Source organism: Caproicibacterium lactatifermentans (assembly GCF_013315815.1).
Classification (GTDB): Bacteria; Bacillota; Clostridia; order Oscillospirales; family Acutalibacteraceae; genus Caproicibacterium; species Caproicibacterium lactatifermentans.
The window spans coordinates 931,592-952,712 of sequence record NZ_CP046051.1 but is presented as its reverse complement, the minus strand read 5'-3'; the positions used below and the strand labels follow the sequence as shown (position 1 = coordinate 952,712).

14 protein-coding genes and 3 CRISPR repeat arrays are annotated in these 21,121 nt (G+C 48.3%); of the genes, 9 read left to right on the top strand and 5 right to left on the bottom strand.

Annotation, left to right across the window (positions count from 1 at the left end):
* Positions 1–88: 88 nt before the first annotated feature.
* The 7 genes from GJQ69_RS04610 to cas2 all read left to right on the top strand — a co-directional run bounded on the left by GJQ69_RS04610 (position 89) and on the right by cas2 (position 7,751).
* Positions 89–2,275 (top strand): CRISPR-associated helicase/endonuclease Cas3, encoded by a 2,187-nt coding sequence (locus GJQ69_RS04610; RefSeq protein ID WP_086035852.1) that lies wholly within the window; start codon positions 89–91, stop codon positions 2,273–2,275.
* A gap of 105 nt (positions 2,276–2,380) precedes the next feature.
* Positions 2,381–3,079, top strand: a complete 699-nt coding sequence (gene cas5c, locus GJQ69_RS04605) for a type I-C CRISPR-associated protein Cas5c (RefSeq protein WP_086035853.1) — start codon at positions 2,381–2,383, stop codon at positions 3,077–3,079.
* Positions 3,076–4,833 carry a type I-C CRISPR-associated protein Cas8c/Csd1 gene (gene cas8c, locus GJQ69_RS04600; RefSeq protein WP_174193100.1) on the top strand — a complete coding sequence of 586 codons (1,758 nt, stop codon included), beginning with the start codon at positions 3,076–3,078 and terminating at the stop codon, positions 4,831–4,833. The genes cas5c and cas8c overlap by 4 nt, the downstream gene beginning before the upstream one ends.
* A gap of 2 nt (positions 4,834–4,835) precedes the next feature.
* Entirely contained in the window at positions 4,836–5,756 is a 921-nt protein-coding gene (gene cas7c / locus GJQ69_RS04595) for a type I-C CRISPR-associated protein Cas7/Csd2 (protein WP_086035855.1), read from the top strand.
* Positions 5,757–5,758: 2 nt separating this feature from the next.
* A complete protein-coding gene (gene cas4, locus GJQ69_RS04590; protein WP_086035856.1) occupies positions 5,759–6,421 on the top strand; it encodes a CRISPR-associated protein Cas4 in 663 nt (220 codons plus the stop codon).
* Complete coding sequence (gene cas1c, locus GJQ69_RS04585; RefSeq protein ID WP_086035857.1) at positions 6,418–7,449, top strand: type I-C CRISPR-associated endonuclease Cas1c; 1,032 nt, start codon at positions 6,418–6,420, stop codon at positions 7,447–7,449. The genes cas4 and cas1c overlap by 4 nt, the downstream gene beginning before the upstream one ends.
* An 11-nt stretch (positions 7,450–7,460) precedes the next feature.
* Positions 7,461–7,751, top strand: coding sequence for a CRISPR-associated endonuclease Cas2 (gene cas2, locus GJQ69_RS04580; protein ID WP_086035858.1), 291 nt, complete (start codon positions 7,461–7,463; stop codon positions 7,749–7,751).
* Positions 7,752–7,920: 169 nt separating this feature from the next.
* Positions 7,921–11,998: direct repeats of the CRISPR family, unit length 32 nt; unit sequence GTCGCTCCCTACACGGGAGCGTGGATTGAAAT.
* Positions 11,999–12,163: 165 nt separating this feature from the next.
* On the opposite strand, the gene GJQ69_RS04575 is transcribed toward cas2, so the two are convergent.
* Both GJQ69_RS04575 and GJQ69_RS04570 read right to left on the bottom strand, forming a co-directional pair.
* Positions 12,164–13,225: an IS3 family transposase gene (locus GJQ69_RS04575; protein ID WP_174192710.1), complete on the bottom strand. Its 1,062-nt coding sequence runs from the start codon at positions 13,223–13,225 to the stop codon at positions 12,164–12,166.
* A gap of 2 nt (positions 13,226–13,227) precedes the next feature.
* Positions 13,228–13,749, bottom strand: coding sequence for an HTH domain-containing protein (locus tag GJQ69_RS04570; protein ID WP_174192708.1), 522 nt, complete (start codon positions 13,747–13,749; stop codon positions 13,228–13,230).
* A 194-nt stretch (positions 13,750–13,943) separates the two neighbouring features.
* A CRISPR array of direct repeats spans positions 13,944–14,645; the repeat unit is 32 nt; unit sequence GTCGCTCCCTACACGGGAGCGTGGATTGAAAT.
* A gap of 222 nt (positions 14,646–14,867) precedes the next feature.
* Here GJQ69_RS04570 and GJQ69_RS04565 point away from each other — a divergent pair.
* Both GJQ69_RS04565 and GJQ69_RS04560 read left to right on the top strand, forming a co-directional pair.
* Positions 14,868–15,389 carry an HTH domain-containing protein gene (locus GJQ69_RS04565; protein ID WP_174192708.1) on the top strand — a complete coding sequence of 174 codons (522 nt, stop codon included), beginning with the start codon at positions 14,868–14,870 and terminating at the stop codon, positions 15,387–15,389.
* Positions 15,390–15,391: 2 nt separating this feature from the next.
* The gene (locus tag GJQ69_RS04560) at positions 15,392–16,453 is read left to right on the top strand and encodes an IS3 family transposase (protein WP_174192710.1); all 1,062 of its coding nucleotides are present in this window, start codon (positions 15,392–15,394) and stop codon (positions 16,451–16,453) included.
* A gap of 132 nt (positions 16,454–16,585) precedes the next feature.
* Positions 16,586–17,212: a CRISPR direct-repeat array (repeat unit 32 nt; unit sequence GTCGCTCCCTACACGGGAGCGTGGATTGAAAT).
* A 692-nt stretch (positions 17,213–17,904) separates the two neighbouring features.
* On the opposite strand, the gene GJQ69_RS04555 is transcribed toward GJQ69_RS04560, so the two are convergent.
* The 3 genes from GJQ69_RS04555 to feoB all read right to left on the bottom strand — a co-directional run bounded on the left by GJQ69_RS04555 (position 17,905) and on the right by feoB (position 21,048).
* Positions 17,905–18,279, bottom strand: coding sequence for a metal-dependent transcriptional regulator (locus tag GJQ69_RS04555; RefSeq protein WP_086035864.1), 375 nt, complete (start codon positions 18,277–18,279; stop codon positions 17,905–17,907).
* A gap of 63 nt (positions 18,280–18,342) precedes the next feature.
* A complete protein-coding gene (locus GJQ69_RS04550; protein WP_086035865.1) occupies positions 18,343–18,513 on the bottom strand; it encodes a FeoB-associated Cys-rich membrane protein in 171 nt (56 codons plus the stop codon).
* Positions 18,514–18,546: 33 nt separating this feature from the next.
* Positions 18,547–21,048: a ferrous iron transport protein B gene (gene feoB / locus GJQ69_RS04545; protein WP_086035866.1), complete on the bottom strand. Its 2,502-nt coding sequence runs from the start codon at positions 21,046–21,048 to the stop codon at positions 18,547–18,549.
* Between the last annotated feature and the right edge of the window lie 73 nt (positions 21,049–21,121).

Genomic DNA, 21,121 nt, shown 5'->3' with positions numbered 1-21,121 from the left:
CTATGTGACCAAAAACTCACAAAACATCTTCCAATGTTTTTATTTTATAGTATAATAAGATAAACAGATAGGAGACGGAGATGATAAAATGGAAAAAAGCAGGCCGTATGCAGCGCATATCAGAGAAACAGACGGAACTGTACAAACTGTCCAGGAACACTTGAAAAATGTCGCCGCAATGGCACGCACGTTTGCGGAACCTTTTGGTGCAGGTGATATGGCGTACCAATGCGGGCTGGCACACGACATTGGGAAATTCTCGGCGGGCTTTCAGCACCGTATTTGGGACAACGATTCCAAAAGAGACCACTCCACAGCAGGTGCGCAGGAACTGATGCATTTGGCCGGAAACGTATGTACCCTGCTGCCAGCCTACTGCATCGCCGGACATCACGCCGGGCTGATGAACGGCGGCGGACGGTATGATAAGAGTGAAACTTCCGGAACACTGATGGGGCGGCTTCAGAAAAAGCTGCCGGAAGACTATCAAATATATAAAAAATTTGTGCAGCTGAAAGTTCCACAGCCGCCGAAACTGCAGCTGCTCGGTCAAAAGGGCTTTACCCTCTCCTTCTTTACGCGAATGCTGTTTTCCTGCCTTGTGGATGCCGATTTTCTGGATACCGAAGCATTTATGAAAGGCAAAGACGCTGGGCGTGGCAGCGGCAGCAGCATTCCAGAGTTGTCGCTGAAACTGAATAACTATGTCCAAGAAAAGCATTGGCTAAATGCAAAGGAAGGGCTGAACGGAAAGCGCAGCGAAATCCTAAAAGCCTGCATGGATACAGGTAAAAACGCCGACAAGGGACTGTTTACACTGACCGTGCCGACCGGCGGCGGAAAAACCGTTTCTTCCCTTGCATTTGCGCTTCATCACGCGGAGAAGCACCACATGAAGCGGGTCATTTATGTTATTCCGTATTGCTCAATTATTGAACAGACCGTTGATGTTTTCAGCGAAATTCTCGGCAGCGAAAACGTACTTGCTCATTACTCCGGTGCGCAGTACGACGACGACCAGAATGAAAAAATCTCCCCAAAACGTCTGGCGGCCGAAAACTGGGATATGCCTGTCATTGTAACGACCGCTGTGCAGTTTTTTGAGTCACTGTTCTCCAATCGGACTTCTGCCTGCCGCAAACTGCACAACATTGCAGACAGCGTGATTATCTTTGATGAAGCACAAACGCTGCCGCTGTATTACTTAAAACCATGTATAGACGCAATTGCTGAACTCACAGTGAATTACGGTACCTCCTGTGTGCTGTGCACCGCGACGCAGCCAGCCCTCGGAAACCTTTTCCATACATATGCTCCCACACTAAAAGCAACGGAAATCTGCCCAAACACACAGGAACTTTACAAACTATTCCGCCGCGTACAGTACCAGCAGCTTGGGGCCCTAACGGATGAAGAACTGGCGCAGCGGCTGAACCGCTGTGAGCAGGTGCTGTGCATTGTTTCCACCCGAAAACAGGCCAGAAATCTTTATGGCCTGCTGGACAAGCCCGGCAGTTTTCATCTGTCTACTTTGATGACGCCGGAACACAGGCGGACCGTCTTAAAAACAATACGAAAGCGCCTGCAGGCAGGCCAGTCCTGCCGTGTGGTTTCCACCAGTTTGATAGAAGCCGGCGTCGATGTTGACTTTCCCACCGTTTATCGTGCTTATGCCGGCCTTGATAGCGAAATCCAGGCAGGTGGCCGCTGTAACCGGGAAAACAAACGTCCGCCGCAAGACAGTATCGTTTATCTATTCAAACCAGAAAACAAATATAAAACAAATGACACCATGAAGCGTCCGGCAGAAGAAGCATATGACGTAACACGTGACAGAGATGATATTGACTCGCCAGACGCAATAACGGAATACTTCAGCCGCCTTTATAAGGATACTGGTCATGCACTCGATCTGAAAGACATTGTAAAGGGCTTTGAAGACGGCGTGCAGCAGGGCTTTCGGTTTCCGTTTCAAACAGCCGCCCGTGATTTCTGTATCATTGAAAACAATACATGGACGGTGCTTATCCCGCGTGACGACAACAGCCGCCGAATCGCTGTGCTGTTTGACCAGCCAGGGTTCCAGCCGAGCCGCCGCACTTTCCGTAAGATGGGACCATACTGTGTCAGCATTTATCCAGACCATTTTAAGGAACTATCCCCCTCTCTGCACATCATTGGCGACCAACTCGCCGTGTTGACTGTTCCGAACCTATATGACGAAGATACCGGACTTCAGTTTCAAAATGACGGTGGGTTTGGATACATAGAGTAAACATAAAAAGAGCCGGTTAGGAAGTAAAAGAGATGATACTGCGAATGACTGTTTCCATACACTTATCCAAAATTGTAAAATTTTCAGAAAGGAAGCGACTGCCTTTTGAGTTACGGTTTACAGGTAGAGGTCTGGGGAGATTACGCTCTCTTCACCAGACCAGAACTAAAAACGGAACGAATGAGCTATGAAATCATTACGCCGTCGGCCGCACGGGGGTTGATTGAAAGTATTTACTGGCATCCAGGCTTGCACGTGGTGATAGACAGGATTTATGTTCTCCGGAAATTTGGCACAGAACTGGCTGACCCGTCCATCTCTGCGGAAGAAAATCCGATTCAGTTTACGAATATTCGGCGAAACGAAGTGAAAAGCAAAGTACAGGCGGCACAGGTAAAGCGCATGATGGAGGGCGGCCCTGTGCCAATGATTAACACCAGTGATGACATTCAGCAGCGTGCCTCCACCGTACTGCGGGATGTTCATTATGTACTGGAAGCACACTTTGAAATGACCGACAAAGCTGCCCTATGCGATAATGAAGGCAAATTCAAAGATATTTTCCGCCGCAGGCTGGAAAGCGGCAAGTGCTACTCTCAGCCGTACTTTGGCTGCCGTGAGTTTCCGGCACATTTTCGTGCATGGTCGGGCGGAGAAATTCCTGCTGTGAACTACACAAAGGATTTGGGACTGATGCTGTATGACCTGGATTACAGCAATCCTCAGGACATACAGCCCATGTTCTTCCACGCCATGCTGAAAAATGGTGTTGTGCAGGTCTCCGGAGAGAGGGTGCTGAAATGATTCTGCAGTCATTGGTCAGGCATTATGATGCACTGGCGGCCGGAAATCTCATCTCCCCTGCCGGTTGGTGTACAGCAAAAGTTTCGCTGGCGCTCCGGATTGCGCCTGACGGCACCCTGTTAAACATGATTTCCCTAAAAGTACCATCTAAAAATGGGAAAAAAGAAGTTCCGCAGCCCATGCAGGTACCGGAACAAGTTAAAAAGACTTCTGGTGTTGCCGCTAATTTTTTATGTGACAATGGCAGCTATCTGCTGGGAATAGACGACAAAGGAAAGCCAGAACGTACCCAAAAGTGCTTTGAAGCAGCAAAAGAGCTGCATCATGCCGTACTAGACCATACAGAAAGTGAAGCCGCCAAAGCAGTCCTTCACTTTTTTGACACATGGGATATCAATACTGCGGCAGAAAATGAAAAGCTGACCGATTATTTGGACGAAATCGAAGCCGGAGCGAATCTCGTTTTTGAAATGCCGGACGGCACAAGAGTGCATGAGGACTCTGCTGTTCGAACAGCGTGGGAACAGTACCACACAAAAATACCGGACGATGCAGTACGGATGCGCTGCCTAGTCACGGGAGAAGAAGCCCCTATTGCCCGGCTTCATCCAAGCATTAAGGGAATTAACGGTGCGCAGCCTTCCGGCGCTTCTTTGGTTTCCTACAACGCACCCGCTTTTGAGTCCTATGACCACACGCAGGGCCTAAACGCACCGGTCAGTGAAATAGCAGCATTCAAATACGGCACTGCGCTAAACTATATGACCGCGGACAGGGACCATATCCAGCATATTGCGGATACAACGGTCCTGTATTGGACCGAAGGCGCTGAACCATTGGAACAGGATATTTGGAACACCGCTGTGTTTGGCTCTGACAGCAAAGTTACAGAAGCGGACCTAAAAGGAATCATTGATGCACTGGCAAACGGCGGCAGCACGATCTTTCAGGACACGGTGATTCAGTACGATACTCCCTTCTATGTCCTTGGGTTGGCACCGAACGCTTCCCGCCTGTCTGTACGGTTCTTCCTGCAGAACAAGTTTGGCCGTATGCTGCAAAACCTTATGGAACACAATGAGCGCTTGAAAATCATTCAGCCCATGGGCGAAACGCATGAGCTGCCCCTCTGGACGCTGCTAAATGAAACAGCAAATCAAAACTCCAAAAACAAAGCGCCGCCTGCGCCTATGGCTGCCGCTGTGCTGACGTCTATTCTAATGGGGACAGACTATCCTTCTTCCCTTTTTGAAAATGTTATGCTGCGCATACGCGCAGAGCACGACATCAATTGGAAAAAAGCCGCGATTATAAAAGCCTATTTCCTGAAAAACAAAGAAATCACAATACCAGAGGAGGTATTAAAAGTGGAACTGAACAAAGATAGTGACTATATGCCGTACGTTCTCGGGCGGCTGTTCGCCGTACTCGAAATGGTACAAAAGACGGCAACCCCGGGTATAAAAGCAACCATTCGTAATAAATACTTTACCAGTGCCAGCGCAACGCCATCAACTATTTTCCCGTTGCTGCTGAGCCTTTCTCAGCACCACCAGCGCAAACTTTCCGAAGGTTCTAAAATCTATTACGATAAAATTATCACAGAGCTGGAAAACCGCATCCATAAAACACTGCCGACACGTTTTTCTCTGCAGGAACAGGGTGCCTTTTACCTTGGCTATTACCATGAAAAGCAGGACCTTTTCACTTCTAAAAAAGAGAAAGAAAACAGCAAAGCTGAGGAGGATAACTGATTATGAGTGAGCCTATCAAGAACCGCTATGAATTCGTTGTACTTTTTGATGTGGAAAACGGCAATCCAAACGGTGACCCGGACGCCGGAAACATGCCGCGTATTGACCCAGAAACCGGCCTTGGGCTGGTAACAGACGTCTGCCTGAAACGCAAAATCCGCAACTATGTGGAAACGGTAAAAGACGATGCCCCGGGATATCGCATCTATATTAAAAAAGGTGTGCCGCTTAACCGCAGCGACGACGAAGCGTTTGAGCAGGTCGGCATTTCAAATGCAGCTGAAACAAAAGACTTGAAAAAGCTGATTAAAGAAGCAAAGAAAAATAATGATGTTGATAGAGCTGTTCGTGACTATATGTGCAGTCAGTTTTACGATATCCGCACGTTTGGCGCCGTTATGACAACCATGGTCAAGGGTGCACTGAATTGCGGACAGGTCCGCGGCCCGGTTCAGCTTAGTTTTTCACGCTCTGTGGACCCTGTAATTGCGCAGGAAATTTCCATTACCCGCGTTGCAATCTCCACAGAAGACGATGCTGAAAAGAAAAACAATGAAATGGGCTCAAAGTACATTGTTCCATATGGCCTTTATCGCTGTGAAGGATATATTTCCGCCAACCTTGCGCGCAAATCAACCGGTTTTTCTGAGGAGGACCTAAACCTGCTGTGGGATGCTATCATCAATATGTTTGAGTATGACCGTTCCGCCGCACGCGGCCAGATGGCCGTACGCAAGCTGATTATCTTTAAGCACAACTCTGAATTAGGCTGCGCGCCGGCCCATAAACTCTTTGACCTAGTAAAGGTGGACAGAAAATACCTGACGGAAGGCAGAACCGCTCCGCGCAGCTACAGCGACTATACCGTAACGGTAGATGAAGCAAATCTGCCGGACGGCGTAACCTGCGAACAGAGGGACTGATGATGCCCGCGGCGGAAGAGGATTATCGGCAGCTTTCTGAACTGCAGCATTTTTCGTTTTGCCGCAGACAGTGGGCGCTGATACACATTGAACAGCAATGGTCGGAAAATCTGCGCACAGCAGAAGGCAGCCTAATGCACAACAGAGTACATGACGAAAGTCAAACCGAGCTGCGCGGTGACACGCTTGTGGTACGCGGTATGCGGGTAAAATCGGATAGACTCGGTGCAGTTGGTATCTGCGACGCAGTTGAATTTCATAAAGATGATGCTGGTATTACTCTGTACGGCAGAGAAGGCCGTTGGCTGCCACGCCCAGTGGAATATAAGCACGGCAGGCCAAAATCGTATGATGCGGATAAACTGCAGCTGTGCGGTCAGGCAATGTGCCTGGAGGAAATGCTCTGCTGTAGGATTGCGTCCGGCGACCTTTTCTATGGCGAACCGCACCGCAGAACAGAAGTGCTTTTTACACAGGAGCTGCGCAGCGAAGTGGAATCTTCCCTAAAAGAAATGAATGAGTTGTACCGCAGAGGTTATACACCGAAGGTAAAACGCACCAAATCCTGTAATGCCTGTTCCCTAAAAGATGTTTGCCTTCCGGAACTAAATAAGGCCGGTTCCGCAGCATCATACCTGAAGTCACATACTCAGGAGGACGAATGAAGCATTTGTTAAATACACTCTTTGTATTGAGTGAGGACAGCTACTTATCTTTGGAAAATGAAAATGCCGTTATCCATGCAGGAGATGGTACACGAAAAATGCTGCCGCTGCTGGGGCTTGAAAATATTTTCTGTTTTTCATATAAAGGAGCAAGTCCCGCCCTTGCGGGAGAATGCGCAAAGCGCGGTATTGGACTGACATTCTTAACGCCAACCGGCCGCTTCCTCGCCAGGGTCAGCGGAAGGTCACAGGGAAACGTGCTGCTTAGAAAAAAACAGTACCGCATTTCCGACAATACTGCTGAAAGCTGCCTTGTCGCGAGATGCTTCATTTTTGGAAAACTTTACAACAGCCGCTGGTGCCTGGAACGCATTGCCAGAGACCATGCCATGCGGGTAAATGCAGCACTGCTGAAGGACACTTCACAGTTCCTTGCGGAAAAGTCAAAGCAGATTCTTACCGTAACGGACCTTGATACCCTACGCGGATTGGAAGGAGAAACGGCAGCGAGATATTTCAGTGTGTTTGACCAAATGATTATCAATCAGAAAAAAATGTTTTCGTTTTCCGGACGATCCAGACGACCTCCGCTAGACAGAGTTAATGCGATGCTGTCTTTTGGCTATCGGCTGCTCGCCAGCGACTGCGCCGCCGCACTGGAAAGTGTTGGCCTGGATTCCTACGTTGGATTTATGCACCGCGACCGTCCCGGCAGAGAATCCCTTGCTCTTGATTTGATGGAAGAACTCCGAAGTGTGCTGGTAGACAGACTGGTCATTACAATGATTAATACCCGTGAAATTAACGCAAAGCAGTTTGAAAGAATGGAAAATGATGCCGTTCTGCTGAATGACTCAGGCCACCGAACATTTATAAAAGCGTGGCAGACACACAAACGGGAAGAAATCAAGCACCCATATCTGCACGATAAAATGCAATGGGGTCTTGTCCCCTATGTTCAGGCACTGCTGCTCGCCCGCTATTTGCGCGGCGACCTAGACGCTTATCCGCCCTTCCTGTGGAAATGAGGTAGCTTAGATTGCTGGTACTGATTACCTACGATGTTAATACAGAAGATGCTGCTGGCAGAAAGCGCTTGCGACACGTTGCCAAAGAATGTGTGAAACACGGTCAGCGCGTGCAGTGCTCTGTTTTTGAATGTCTGCTTGACAACGCACAGTGTAAGGTACTGCAGGCAACATTATGTAAAATAATCGATATAGAAAAGGATAGTCTGCGATTTTACTATCTTGGCAAAAACTATAAGAATAAAGTTGAGCATTTTGGTGCAAAAGCAGGTTATGACCCGGAAGGAACGTTGATTTTTTAATGCGAACCGGTATCAATCATAGAAATGCCCTATCTTTCGCACCTGAAAACTGCAGAAAAGCAATACTGGGAGGTCAAAAAAGAATAAAAAGGACGATACTAAAATGAGTCCCTTTGTGTTTTTACAGAAAATGTACAAATGTTAAAATAAGTGTTTGTATATTTTTACTGTCGCTCCCTACACGGGAGCGTGGATTGAAATAATCTTCATCACCTCTGCTCCCGCCGTTTTCTTGTCGCTCCCTACACGGGAGCGTGGATTGAAATTAATCCATCCCGTTAGAATCACCTCAAATCATCGTGTCGCTCCCTACACGGGAGCGTGGATTGAAATTTTGCTCAGCGCTCCGGAATCCAGCAGAGACTTTGTCGCTCCCTACACGGGAGCGTGGATTGAAATGAAACACATCGACGAAGTGCCAGTGGACGAATACACGTCGCTCCCTACACGGGAGCGTGGATTGAAATAGATGCCCATGCCATTTAAGTCACCTCATTATCCGGTCGCTCCCTACACGGGAGCGTGGATTGAAATTACACCAAGGCCGGGATTTATGATGCTGAAAGCGGTCGCTCCCTACACGGGAGCGTGGATTGAAATAATCGCCTTAATCTTTGTGTCCAAATGCTCCTGCGTCGCTCCCTACACGGGAGCGTGGATTGAAATCACCTTGTCAGAGGTTGTAAAACCGTCTTTAAGCGTCGCTCCCTACACGGGAGCGTGGATTGAAATATCTAACCGCGCCAGCACTCTATATCCGGTATCTGGTCGCTCCCTACACGGGAGCGTGGATTGAAATGACGATGCGCTGGGCAATCGTCGTCGGAATCACGGCGTCGCTCCCTACACGGGAGCGTGGATTGAAATCCGAAGTTACCCACCAAGTGAAGCTTTGGGAGCAACGTCGCTCCCTACACGGGAGCGTGGATTGAAATGGTTCCTCAAGCAAAAACCGGATATAGGCATCCGGGTCGCTCCCTACACGGGAGCGTGGATTGAAATTTCAATCAAATCCACAAGGTAAAGCTGCCCGGTGAGTCGCTCCCTACACGGGAGCGTGGATTGAAATATCACCTCCGCTCTCTTCCGTCGGCTGAGTATCCGTCGCTCCCTACACGGGAGCGTGGATTGAAATCGCTGTAGTAATAAAATATCCCGATGCTCCGGGGTTGTCGCTCCCTACACGGGAGCGTGGATTGAAATCGGCATTAACACGCCGACACATTCAAAACCGGTGTCGCTCCCTACACGGGAGCGTGGATTGAAATCGGGAATCCAGCTCGTAGATAAACGGCAGGAAATGGTCGCTCCCTACACGGGAGCGTGGATTGAAATCGGCTTTTTTTAAACCGGTGAATTAAATTTTATATGTCGCTCCCTACACGGGAGCGTGGATTGAAATCGGCTTGCGAACTCCCAGATGGGCCCGACGCAAGTCGCTCCCTACACGGGAGCGTGGATTGAAATTGAAATGACGAGAAAGCAGGAACAGATTGACAGGTCGCTCCCTACACGGGAGCGTGGATTGAAATAGACTCGCAGCCATCCGCGTCTAGCACATCACATGTCGCTCCCTACACGGGAGCGTGGATTGAAATATTGCTTGGTTCAGCGCTTTATACAAAGATGTTGGTCGCTCCCTACACGGGAGCGTGGATTGAAATATACACGATATTTTTTGTGCGGCAATCCCACATTCGTCGCTCCCTACACGGGAGCGTGGATTGAAATATGCCAGCTTTGTATAACCGGACAAACTGACTGAGTCGCTCCCTACACGGGAGCGTGGATTGAAATTATATTTCTTTGGAGTGCTTTTAATCTCTCCATACGTCGCTCCCTACACGGGAGCGTGGATTGAAATTGTATGGCACTTATAAAACGACAGTAATTGACCTGTCGCTCCCTACACGGGAGCGTGGATTGAAATACCCTCGTCGCTTTCGGGGTCGTTACCCTCGGCCAGTCGCTCCCTACACGGGAGCGTGGATTGAAATATGACCGTGTGTGCGTTATCCGTGAGTCTGCCATGTCGCTCCCTACACGGGAGCGTGGATTGAAATATGAGCTGATTCGTCTATCATGTGTTTTCCTCCTCGTCGCTCCCTACACGGGAGCGTGGATTGAAATCACGACGGCAAGCGGCTACTCCTCCCATGCGGAAGTCGCTCCCTACACGGGAGCGTGGATTGAAATGCACAAGGAATTTACCAATGCCTTTATTTGCATGGTCGCTCCCTACACGGGAGCGTGGATTGAAATTTAACAGCTTAACAGACGATGACCTGCTAGCCTTGTCGCTCCCTACACGGGAGCGTGGATTGAAATGTTTCCATCCAGCCGGAGGTTGCTCCCTCCAGCAGTCGCTCCCTACACGGGAGCGTGGATTGAAATCTCATCTGTTGTGATATTCGTTATTACCGTTTCAAAGTCGCTCCCTACACGGGAGCGTGGATTGAAATCTGTCCAAGCCACTCCCGCGGTACAGTCAAGTATGGTCGCTCCCTACACGGGAGCGTGGATTGAAATATCCATGCCTTAATTGGCTTGGGGTCGTACCCCGTCGCTCCCTACACGGGAGCGTGGATTGAAATCAGCGTCAGATTGCTTACAATCATCTTGAAAATGTCGCTCCCTACACGGGAGCGTGGATTGAAATATTGACTGACTCGGATATTGTTTTATTGTCTACCAGTCGCTCCCTACACGGGAGCGTGGATTGAAATTTACCGAAAAATACACCTGTTCCACTTTTTCCGGTCGCTCCCTACACGGGAGCGTGGATTGAAATAATGGCGCAGGCAAACAACAAGACATTAAATTTACGTCGCTCCCTACACGGGAGCGTGGATTGAAATGTACACATAAATGCTCGCACTGCAGCAGACAGCTGTCGCTCCCTACACGGGAGCGTGGATTGAAATTTGACTGCGATTGGTGAAAGTACATCAAACTGGATGTCGCTCCCTACACGGGAGCGTGGATTGAAATATATCCGGGCTGCCCGAATTGAAAATAGTCTGTAGTCGCTCCCTACACGGGAGCGTGGATTGAAATCATGTCCCATCCACAACAATCTGGAAATGCAAATGTCGCTCCCTACACGGGAGCGTGGATTGAAATACGACATCTGGAAGTATATTTATGATAACAAAATGTCGCTCCCTACACGGGAGCGTGGATTGAAATAAGGATTCTGGAAAAATGCCACTTTACTGACGATGTCGCTCCCTACACGGGAGCGTGGATTGAAATTTGAGTATCCGAGCCCCACTCAAACGATACAGCGTCGCTCCCTACACGGGAGCGTGGATTGAAATCTGCTGATAGGACTGAATCAGTGCCTTCGTATGAGTCGCTCCCTACACGGGAGCGTGGATTGAAATCAAGCGACCGGTAAAAACGTCTTAACTACACTAACGTCGCTCCCTACACGGGAGCGTGGATTGAAATTGTTTTTCAAAAGCCTTGACGGTCAGGCAGCGCTGTCGCTCCCTACACGGGAGCGTGGATTGAAATAGAATTAAAACAAGCCATATTTGATGAGCTGAAAGTCGCTCCCTACACGGGAGCGTGGATTGAAATCAGTTTGCACGTTGCGGAGATTGGCGTTATTACGAGTCGCTCCCTACACGGGAGCGTGGATTGAAATAGAGGCGTTTGTGACGGCAGCGCAACGCTTAAGTGTCGCTCCCTACACGGGAGCGTGGATTGAAATTCAAGCAGCATAAATCGTTTGCGAAATTATCGGGTCGCTCCCTACACGGGAGCGTGGATTGAAATCTCATTATAGTGCCATATTGAAAAATCAGAAATCGTCGCTCCCTACACGGGAGCGTGGATTGAAATTCACTCCACAATATGGCTGGTACACAGTTTCAAAGTCGCTCCCTACACGGGAGCGTGGATTGAAATAATGTCATCTGCCGTCATTCCGGACAGGTTCCCAGTCGCTCCCTACACGGGAGCGTGGATTGAAATGTTTTGAGCAGCTAATGTTTGACTCGGATGTACCTGTCGCTCCCTACACGGGAGCGTGGATTGAAATGTAAATTTGATATGTCCAAATTAGCCCCGATTGAGTCGCTCCCTACACGGGAGCGTGGATTGAAATATTGCGGCGCATCTTGGAACCGAGGAAGATATTCTGGTCGCTCCCTACACGGGAGCGTGGATTGAAATTATCCTGTTCACTCATGGGGGACAGCAAAATCAGTCGCTCCCTACACGGGAGCGTGGATTGAAATATACGCTGGGCCGCCAAGTGCGGCATCCGCGCTGCGTTGAAGTGTACCCCGTTGTTCGGACAAAATAATCAAACTTGAAATCCGAAAGCTGAATCCGTGATATAATGTTCCTGCTTTACTGACAGACAGGATAGGGCAACGCTGGAGAGCGACCCGAGCGGGCTGTCAGGTTTGCGGGGAAGGCGGAGCTTTGGCTTCGTCTTTTTCTTTGCCTTTCCCGGAAACAAAAGCGTTAAACTCCGGGGGGTTGGGGGCAGCGCCCCCAAATGTATCCAACGGATAAATTCCCGTCATGACAAACTTGTAGTACTCACACGGCGAGAGCTTGGCAAGGCTCCATTGATACCGGTCGTTGTTATAATACTCAATCCAAGCGTAAACACGTTCAGCAATTACTGCATGTCCATAAGATCCAACCGGTGGCAGTTCATCCTTCATGTGTCCAAATAGGCTTTCCTGCGGTGCATTGTCCCAACAATTTCCTCTGCGGGACATGGATTGACGGAGGTTGTAATCATTCAGAATGGCAACGAATTTAGAACTGGTGTATTGGCATCCTTGATCTGAATGGATCAGGGCGTCCGTGTGAAGTTCAGACCCATGCTTTTCCATCAGTTGATTTACGGTGTCCAAGACGAAATCTGTATCACAGGAGTTACTGCAGGTACAGGCCAAAACTTCTTTTGTGAATGCGTCCATGATCACACAGACGTATGAATAATAGTAAGCTCGTTGGCTGCTATCTCGGTGTACCGGTCTCGGAATATATGTAATGTCCGTCAGCAGAACAGTGCGCGGTCCAAATGACTTAAACTGTCTGTTTAGTATGTTCGGAGCTGTCCTGTTTTCCTGTAGACGCTTGCCGAGCTTGCGGTACGGATTTACCTTTCGTACCGGACATACGAGGTGATACTTTTTCATCAGTCTGCGAATCTTCTTTGTGTTCATAAGCACCGGGGGATCCTGATGCCGCAGTCTCATGTGTATACCGCGTGCGCCTTTTGAATATCCGCGGAAATTGTATGCAGCCACAATGAGGTCAAAGTCTCTTTGATCGGCCTCATCGGATGCTGTCCGCTCGGTCTGATGTCCACGCCAGTAATAAAATCCCGAACGAGATACGCCTGCTATTTCACAAAGATAAGAAATATTCAGAAGATTGTCATCCTGGCTAATGGTTTCATTTATGATGCGGTAGCGGACTTCTGGGGAACCATTCATATACATGGCTATTTCCCTTTCTTCTCCGCAAATATAATTTTTTTTATAAACTCAATCTCTTGGGACATGTAGGCAACCTTCGCAGCGAGATGGTTTATTTCTGACTCGCTCATCAATGGAGGATGCCCTTTGTTTGCCCTACGAGGCGGCGCTGGCAGTGGAGGTGCATCCTCGTTGTCATCCGGATAAGGATCATTTCCTTCGGTAAACTCGAGGCCACGTCCTTTTGCTTGCCGCAGAAGCTTAAAAAAGCCGAGAATGCGTGCACGTCCTAATGTCTCCGGGTTGAGGCCGACCTCAGAAAAAATCTGTATCGGATCGACCCCATCGCAGTACCGTTGCCAAGCTGCATCTTTAAAAGCTTTTGTGTATGACACTGTTTTGCTTGAGACATATGCCACATGAGGCGAGTCCGTGAGTTCCTTGAGTTGTTCTGCAGAGAACGCAGCATGCTCATATGTGCCGTCAGGATTCTTTTTCTTACGGCCTGCACCAGGACGTGAACCCCCACGATTACTGCTGTTTGCCATTGATAATTCCTCCTTTTGCAGAGAGAAATGATTTCAAATACAGATATTATAGCATTATCTGTCCGGTCTGTGGATGCAAACTATATTATCTGTCCGAAAACTTGATTTCCAACTCTGCGATTTGTGTGATGATTTTGATTTCACACTCTCGAATTTCAATCAATGACTGTCCAAATTTCGGGGTACGGATCAGCGTCGCTCCCTACACGGGAGCGTGGATTGAAATTATTGGCATCCGGACACAAACGACACCGCGATTGCTCGTCGCTCCCTACACGGGAGCGTGGATTGAAATTTGCCACAAAAGATGAAGTCAATATTGGTAAGCGTGGTCGCTCCCTACACGGGAGCGTGGATTGAAATAGTGCTGAACTGTAAAGCAGAAAACAGAGAACGCGTCGCTCCCTACACGGGAGCGTGGATTGAAATCGCGCAGGCTGTTAATGCCCTTGCGGGTGCTGCGGTCGCTCCCTACACGGGAGCGTGGATTGAAATCATGTGTTGCAGCGGGAGAAAACCCACATACGGTGTCGCTCCCTACACGGGAGCGTGGATTGAAATCAGAGTTTGAGCCGAAGACTTATGACCGACTGTTGTCGCTCCCTACACGGGAGCGTGGATTGAAATTAGCGGTAGATGGGGTAACGCGGTCCAGAGTATAGTCGCTCCCTACACGGGAGCGTGGATTGAAATGTATTATTTTGATGTCACCTATCATGAGACACATGTCGCTCCCTACACGGGAGCGTGGATTGAAATAAAATCACAGAAGAAGCGAACGACGCAAAGAATATGTCGCTCCCTACACGGGAGCGTGGATTGAAATACGGGCTGTACATAGAACTAAAGACAGCAAAAGGCAAGGTCGCTCCCTACACGGGAGCGTGGATTGAAATCGATTCCGGGATTGCGATTCCAGAATCAGGTGATCCGTACCCCGAAATTTGGACAGTCATTGATTGAAATTCGAGAGTGTGAAATCAAAATCATCACACAAATCGCAGAGTTGGAAATCAAGTTTTCGGACAGATAATATAGTTTGCATCCACAGACCGGACAGATAATGCTATAATATCTGTATTTGAAATCATTTCTCTCTGCAAAAGGAGGAATTATCAATGGCAAACAGCAGTAATCGTGGGGGTTCACGTCCTGGTGCAGGCCGTAAGAAAAAGAATCCTGACGGCACATATGAGCATGCTGCGTTCTCTGCAGAACAACTCAAGGAACTCACGGACTCGCCTCATGTGGCATATGTCTCAAGCAAAACAGTGTCATACACAAAAGCTTTTAAAGATGCAGCTTGGCAACGGTACTGCGATGGGGTCGATCCGATACAGATTTTTTCTGAGGTCGGCCTCAACCCGGAGACATTAGGACGTGCACGCATTCTCGGCTTTTTTAAGCTTCTGCGGCAAGCAAAAGGACGTGGCCTCGAGTTTACCGAAGGAAATGATCCTTATCCGGATGACAACGAGGATGCACCTCCACTGCCAGCGCCGCCTCGTAGGGCAAACAAAGGGCATCCTCCATTGATGAGCGAGTCAGAAATAAACCATCTCGCTGCGAAGGTTGCCTACATGTCCCAAGAGATTGAGTTTATAAAAAAAATTATATTTGCGGAGAAGAAAGGGAAATAGCCATGTATATGAATGGTTCCCCAGAAGTCCGCTACCGCATCATAAATGAAACCATTAGCCAGGATGACAATCTTCTGAATATTTCTTATCTTTGTGAAATAGCAGGCGTATCTCGTTCGGGATTTTATTACTGGCGTGGACATCAGACCGAGCGGACAGCATCCGATGAGGCCGATCAAAGAGACTTTGACCTCATTGTGGCTGCATACAATTTCCGCGGATATTCAAAAGGCGCACGCGGTATACACATGAGACTGCGGCATCAGGATCCCCCGGTGCTTATGAACACAAAGAAGATTCGCAGACTGATGAAAAAGTATCACCTCGTATGTCCGGTACGAAAGGTAAATCCGTACCGCAAGCTCGGCAAGCGTCTACAGGAAAACAGGACAGCTCCGAACATACTAAACAGACAGTTTAAGTCATTTGGACCGCGCACTGTTCTGCTGACGGACATTACATATATTCCGAGACCGGTACACCGAGATAGCAGCCAACGAGCTTACTATTATTCATACGTCTGTGTGATCATGGACGCATTCACAAAAGAAGTTTTGGCCTGTACCTGCAGTAACTCCTGTGATACAGATTTCGTCTTGGACACCGTAAATCAACTGATGGAAAAGCATGGGTCTGAACTTCACACGGACGCCCTGATCCATTCAGATCAAGGATGCCAATACACCAGTTCTAAATTCGTTGCCATTCTGAATGATTACAACCTCCGTCAATCCATGTCCCGCAGAGGAAATTGTTGGGACAATGCACCGCAGGAAAGCCTATTTGGACACATGAAGGATGAACTGCCACCGGTTGGATCTTATGGACATGCAGTAATTGCTGAACGTGTTTACGCTTGGATTGAGTATTATAACAACGACCGGTATCAATGGAGCCTTGCCAAGCTCTCGCCGTGTGAGTACTACAAGTTTGTCATGACGGGAATTTATCCGTTGGATACATTTGGGGGCGCTGCCCCCAACCCCCCGGAGTTTAACGCTTTTGTTTCCGGGAAAGGCAAAGAAAAAGACGAAGCCAAAGCTCCGCCTTCCCCGCAAACCTGACAGCCCGCTCGGGTCGCTCTCCAGCGTTGCCCTATCCTGTCTGTCAGTAAAGCAGGAACATTATATCACGGATTCAGCTTTCGGATTTCAAGTTTGATTATTTTGTCCGAACAACGGGGTACACTTCAGGAGGTCGCTCCCTACACGGGAGCGTGGATTGAAATTTTGGGACGACAAATGACACTGATTATTTAAAAGGTCGCTCCCTACACGGGAGCGTGGATTGAAATAACAATCCCTCAACAGTTCGCTGGCGTTAATGCGTCGCTCCCTACACGGGAGCGTGGATTGAAATGTGCACAGTCATAATGCCGTCGAGCTTGTCTAGTTGTCGCTCCCTACACGGGAGCGTGGATTGAAATACACAGGGAGGCGATACCGGATAACCGCCGCAGGGTCGCTCCCTACACGGGAGCGTGGATTGAAATATAAGTCAAAAAGGCGACTATGTAGACCTGTCCGTCGCTCCCTACACGGGAGCGTGGATTGAAATCTTGTTTCGACGCCTAAAGTCTCCCAAATAGATAAGTCGCTCCCTACACGGGAGCGTGGATTGAAATCTCCTCCCAATCAGCTAACGGGGCTTTAATCCGGTCGCTCCCTACACGGGAGCGTGGATTGAAATACGACTACGAAGAGGAAATAAAAAAAGCAGAATCAGGTCGCTCCCTACACGGGAGCGTGGATTGAAATACCAAGGGTCGCGGTGGTTTTTGCGGAGTAGGCCGTCGCTCCCTACACGGGAGCGTGGATTGAAATTCAACCGGCTAAAAAAGTGGGTTGACAAAACTTTGTCGCTCCCTACACGGGAGCGTTACAAGTTCACTATACCACTACACACCGGGGCAAGTTTATTTGAAGCGTGGCTTGCCGTTTGTCCGGCGATTAGATTCGGATGTAATACGTAGTTTTTTTCCTCAGACAGGGCAATACATCAATCCGGAAGCAGAGCGTTTGTTCTTCTATGAGGACGATTGTATTTTTCTAAGATGGCATTAAGAACGTTTTGCGTATCAATCCAATCCTTGGGGCTGATATACCCTTCGTGCCTGCCCACAGAAACAATCCATTCTGTTATAGGCTTTCGAGATAAAAGCTGAGAAAAATCTCGGATTAAAGAATGTGGAGTTTTCATCTTCAACTTTCATTTGGTCTGTTTTATTGTGAGAGGATAAGCCCTGCTTTCCGTCAAATTTCTCCTGTTCGCCAAAGATGTTCCTGCCATGCTCCAAACTGCGGTTGAAGCTGCGCGGGGACTTTATTCTTATGTTCCCACAATTTGTATTCAGTAATGTTGACTTTCCGGAACTGGAGGGACCAAGCAGGACGCAGATGCTTCCTTTATCATCCCGCAGGTTATTCCGCACAGTACCTCCGTACAATTTCCGCCATCGCCAAAGGATTTATGAAGTTCGATTAATTCAAGATACATGACCTTTTCCGCTTTCTTCCTATTTAATTCGGTCACACATTTCTTCCAGATGTTCCGGCTCTACCTCTGCCATAAGCGCACAAGCAGCAGAACCCACATCGGATTCATCTGGTAATAACACTCGGAGATAACTGCACAGAACCTCATAGTATTTACTGTATTTTCGTGCAAGTTCCCGCCCAGTATCCGTAAAAGAAACGGCACCGTATAAATCTTTGCGTACCAGTTTCATCTCCTTTAGCGTATCTATCATAGCGTGGACACTCGGTTTTGTGATACCAAGTGCTTCCGCAATTCGTACACAGCGTGTGCCGGAACCATCCGAATTGAGTGCATACAGTGCCAGCAAGTATTTGATATTTGAGGCAGTTAATATTTGTTTCCGGTTAGTCATCGCTTACCTCCTGCTAAAAGATAAGGGAGGCACAGTGTGTTTTCTGCGTCTCCCCTAGTAACATCATTGCTTGTGGCAGGAGCCGCCCATCGGACAATGCCCGCAATTGCCGCCACAGGTGGATTTGCCTTTCTTTTTATCTCTTCTCATGACAACAATAATTCCGATTACGATAACGACAAGCGCAAGAGAAATAAGAATTGTTGCGATATTTGCACTAAGCCATGTGAGCATTTCAATCGACTCCTTTCAAGAGTATCATTTGTTTTATTTTACTTTCACTTTTGCAGTTAATTTCGTGGCTTCTTTATACGGACGAACCAGCATATAAATCATACCTGCGAGAAATGCAAAGGCGAAGATTAAGCCAACTACATTCACATTGCCTGTGAACATACCGCCGAACTGATTGATCATCAGTGCAATTACATAAGCAAATCCGCACTGATAAGCAATGGCAAACCATGTCCACTTGGCGCTATTCATCTCATGCTTAATTGCACCGATAGCCGCAAAGCAAGGAGCGCACAAAAGGTTGAACACAAGGAATGAGTATGCACTGATACCGGTGAATACGCTGCCAAGTGTTGCATACACATTGCCGGAAGCACCGTAGAGGATACCCATGGTGCCGACAATATTCTCTTTGGCAACAAGGCCGGTAATGGAAGCGACAGCCGCTTCCCAAGTTCCCCAACCGAGAGGCTTGAATATCCATGCGATGGCTCCGCCGATAGCTGCAAGAATGGAAGAATTGATTTCATCCTCTGCAAGCATACGGAAGGTTCCGTCAACAAATCCGAAGTAAGTGGTAAACCAAACAACGATGGTGGAGAGAAGAATGATTGTTCCGGCTTTCTTGATGAAAGACCAGCCGCGTTCCCACATGGAGCGAAGCACATTCTTGACAGTCGGCCAGTGATAAGCAGGAAGCTCCATAACGAAGGGAGCCGGTTCTCCGGAGAACATTTTCGTCTTTTTCAGAATAATGCCGGAGATAACAATTGCCGCCATGCCGATAAAGTATGCCGATGTGGAGACAATTGCGGAACCGCCGAACAGTGCGCCTGCAATCATAGCGATAAACGGAACCTTTGCACCGCAAGGGATAAAAGTGGTAGTCATAATCGTCATACGGCGGTCACGCTCGTTTTCAATTGTACGGGATGCCATGACGCCGGGAACGCCGCAGCCCACGCCGATGAGCATCGGAATAAAGGATTTACCCGAAAGCCCAAACTTACGGAACACACGGTCAAGAACAAAGGCGATACGGGACATATAGCCGCAGGCTTCAAGGAATGCAAGCAAGAGGAATAGAACGAGCATCTGCGGAACGAAACCCAGCACCGCACCGACACCGGCGACGATACCGTCATTGATGAGTCCTGAAAGCCAATCCGCTGCACCCGCAGCTTCCAGTCCGTTACCAACCAAAACAGGGATACCGGGAACCCATACACCATAAGTGGATGTATCAGGTGCGCCATAGGATTCTTTATAATTGGTATTCAGATAAGCGGCAACCGCATTTTTCAAATCCGTTTTTGTCGTATTCGGGTGGTCGGTTGCTTCAAGAGTTTCTTCGTTCTCTGTCTGGTAGGTTACGCTTGCATTTGAAGGAGTTTCGCTTACAAGCTGTTCAAGTGCCGATTTAGCAACCGCTTCATCATAATTTTCAGATTTCGTATCTATGGCAGCTGAGATGTTCTTATCACCGTATTTAGCGACAAATCCTTTAATGATCTGATCGCTGTCACCGTAGGTGTCGGCGGCTTCACTATATGTGCTGGAGCCAATGCCAAACAGGTGCCAGCCGTCACCGAACACGCCGTCATTCATCCAGTCAGTTGCAGCCGTACCGACAGAAACCATGGAAATATAGTAAACAAGGAACATCACGGCTGCAAAAATAGGAAGTCCAAGCCAACGGTTTGTTACAACACGGTCAATCTTGTCGGAAGTTGAAAGCTTACCGACATTCTTCTTTTTATAGCAGGCTTTGAGAATTGAGGCGATATACACATAGCGCTCATTGGTGATGATACTTTCCGCGTCATCATCCAGCTCTTTTTCCGCCGCTTTGATATCTTCTTCAATATGGGCAAGGACACCGCCATTCAGTTTAATCTGTTCAAGCACCTTATCATCGCGCTCAAAAATCTTGATTGCGTACCAGCGCTGCTGTTCTTCCGGCATATTATGTACGGCAGCTTCTTCAATATGGGCAAGCGCGTGTTCCACAGCTCCGGAGAAGGTATGCTGCGGAACGGTTTTAGCGTTCTTCGCCGCATCAATCGCAGCTTCTGCCGCCTCCATGATTCCTTCGCCCTTCAGGGCGGAGATTTCGACGATTTTCACACCAAGCTCGCGGGACAACTCGGCAATGTTAATCTTATCACCGCTCTTTTTCACCACATCCATCATATTGATTGCCATAATGACTGGGATACCAAGCTCTGTAAGTTGAGTGGTGAGATAAAGGTTTCTTTCAAGGTTTGTGCCGTCTACGATGTTTAGAATGACATCGGGGCGCTCACCAATCAAATAATTTCTTGCAACAACCTCCTCCAAGGTATACGGAGAAAGTGAGTAAATACCGGGAAGGTCGGTTACGATAACACCGTCATGCTTTTTTAATTTGCCTTCCTTTTTTTCAACTGTAACGCCCGGCCAGTTTCCGACGAACTGGTTGGAACCGGTAAGAGCATTAAAAAGTGTCGTCTTACCACTGTTGGGATTTCCCGCAAGAGCAATCTTTAAATCCATCTCTATGTTCCTCTCCTTCACGATTAGCGGTTTCTAACCTACTGCCCTAAAAAATAGGAGTTGCCAAAACTCC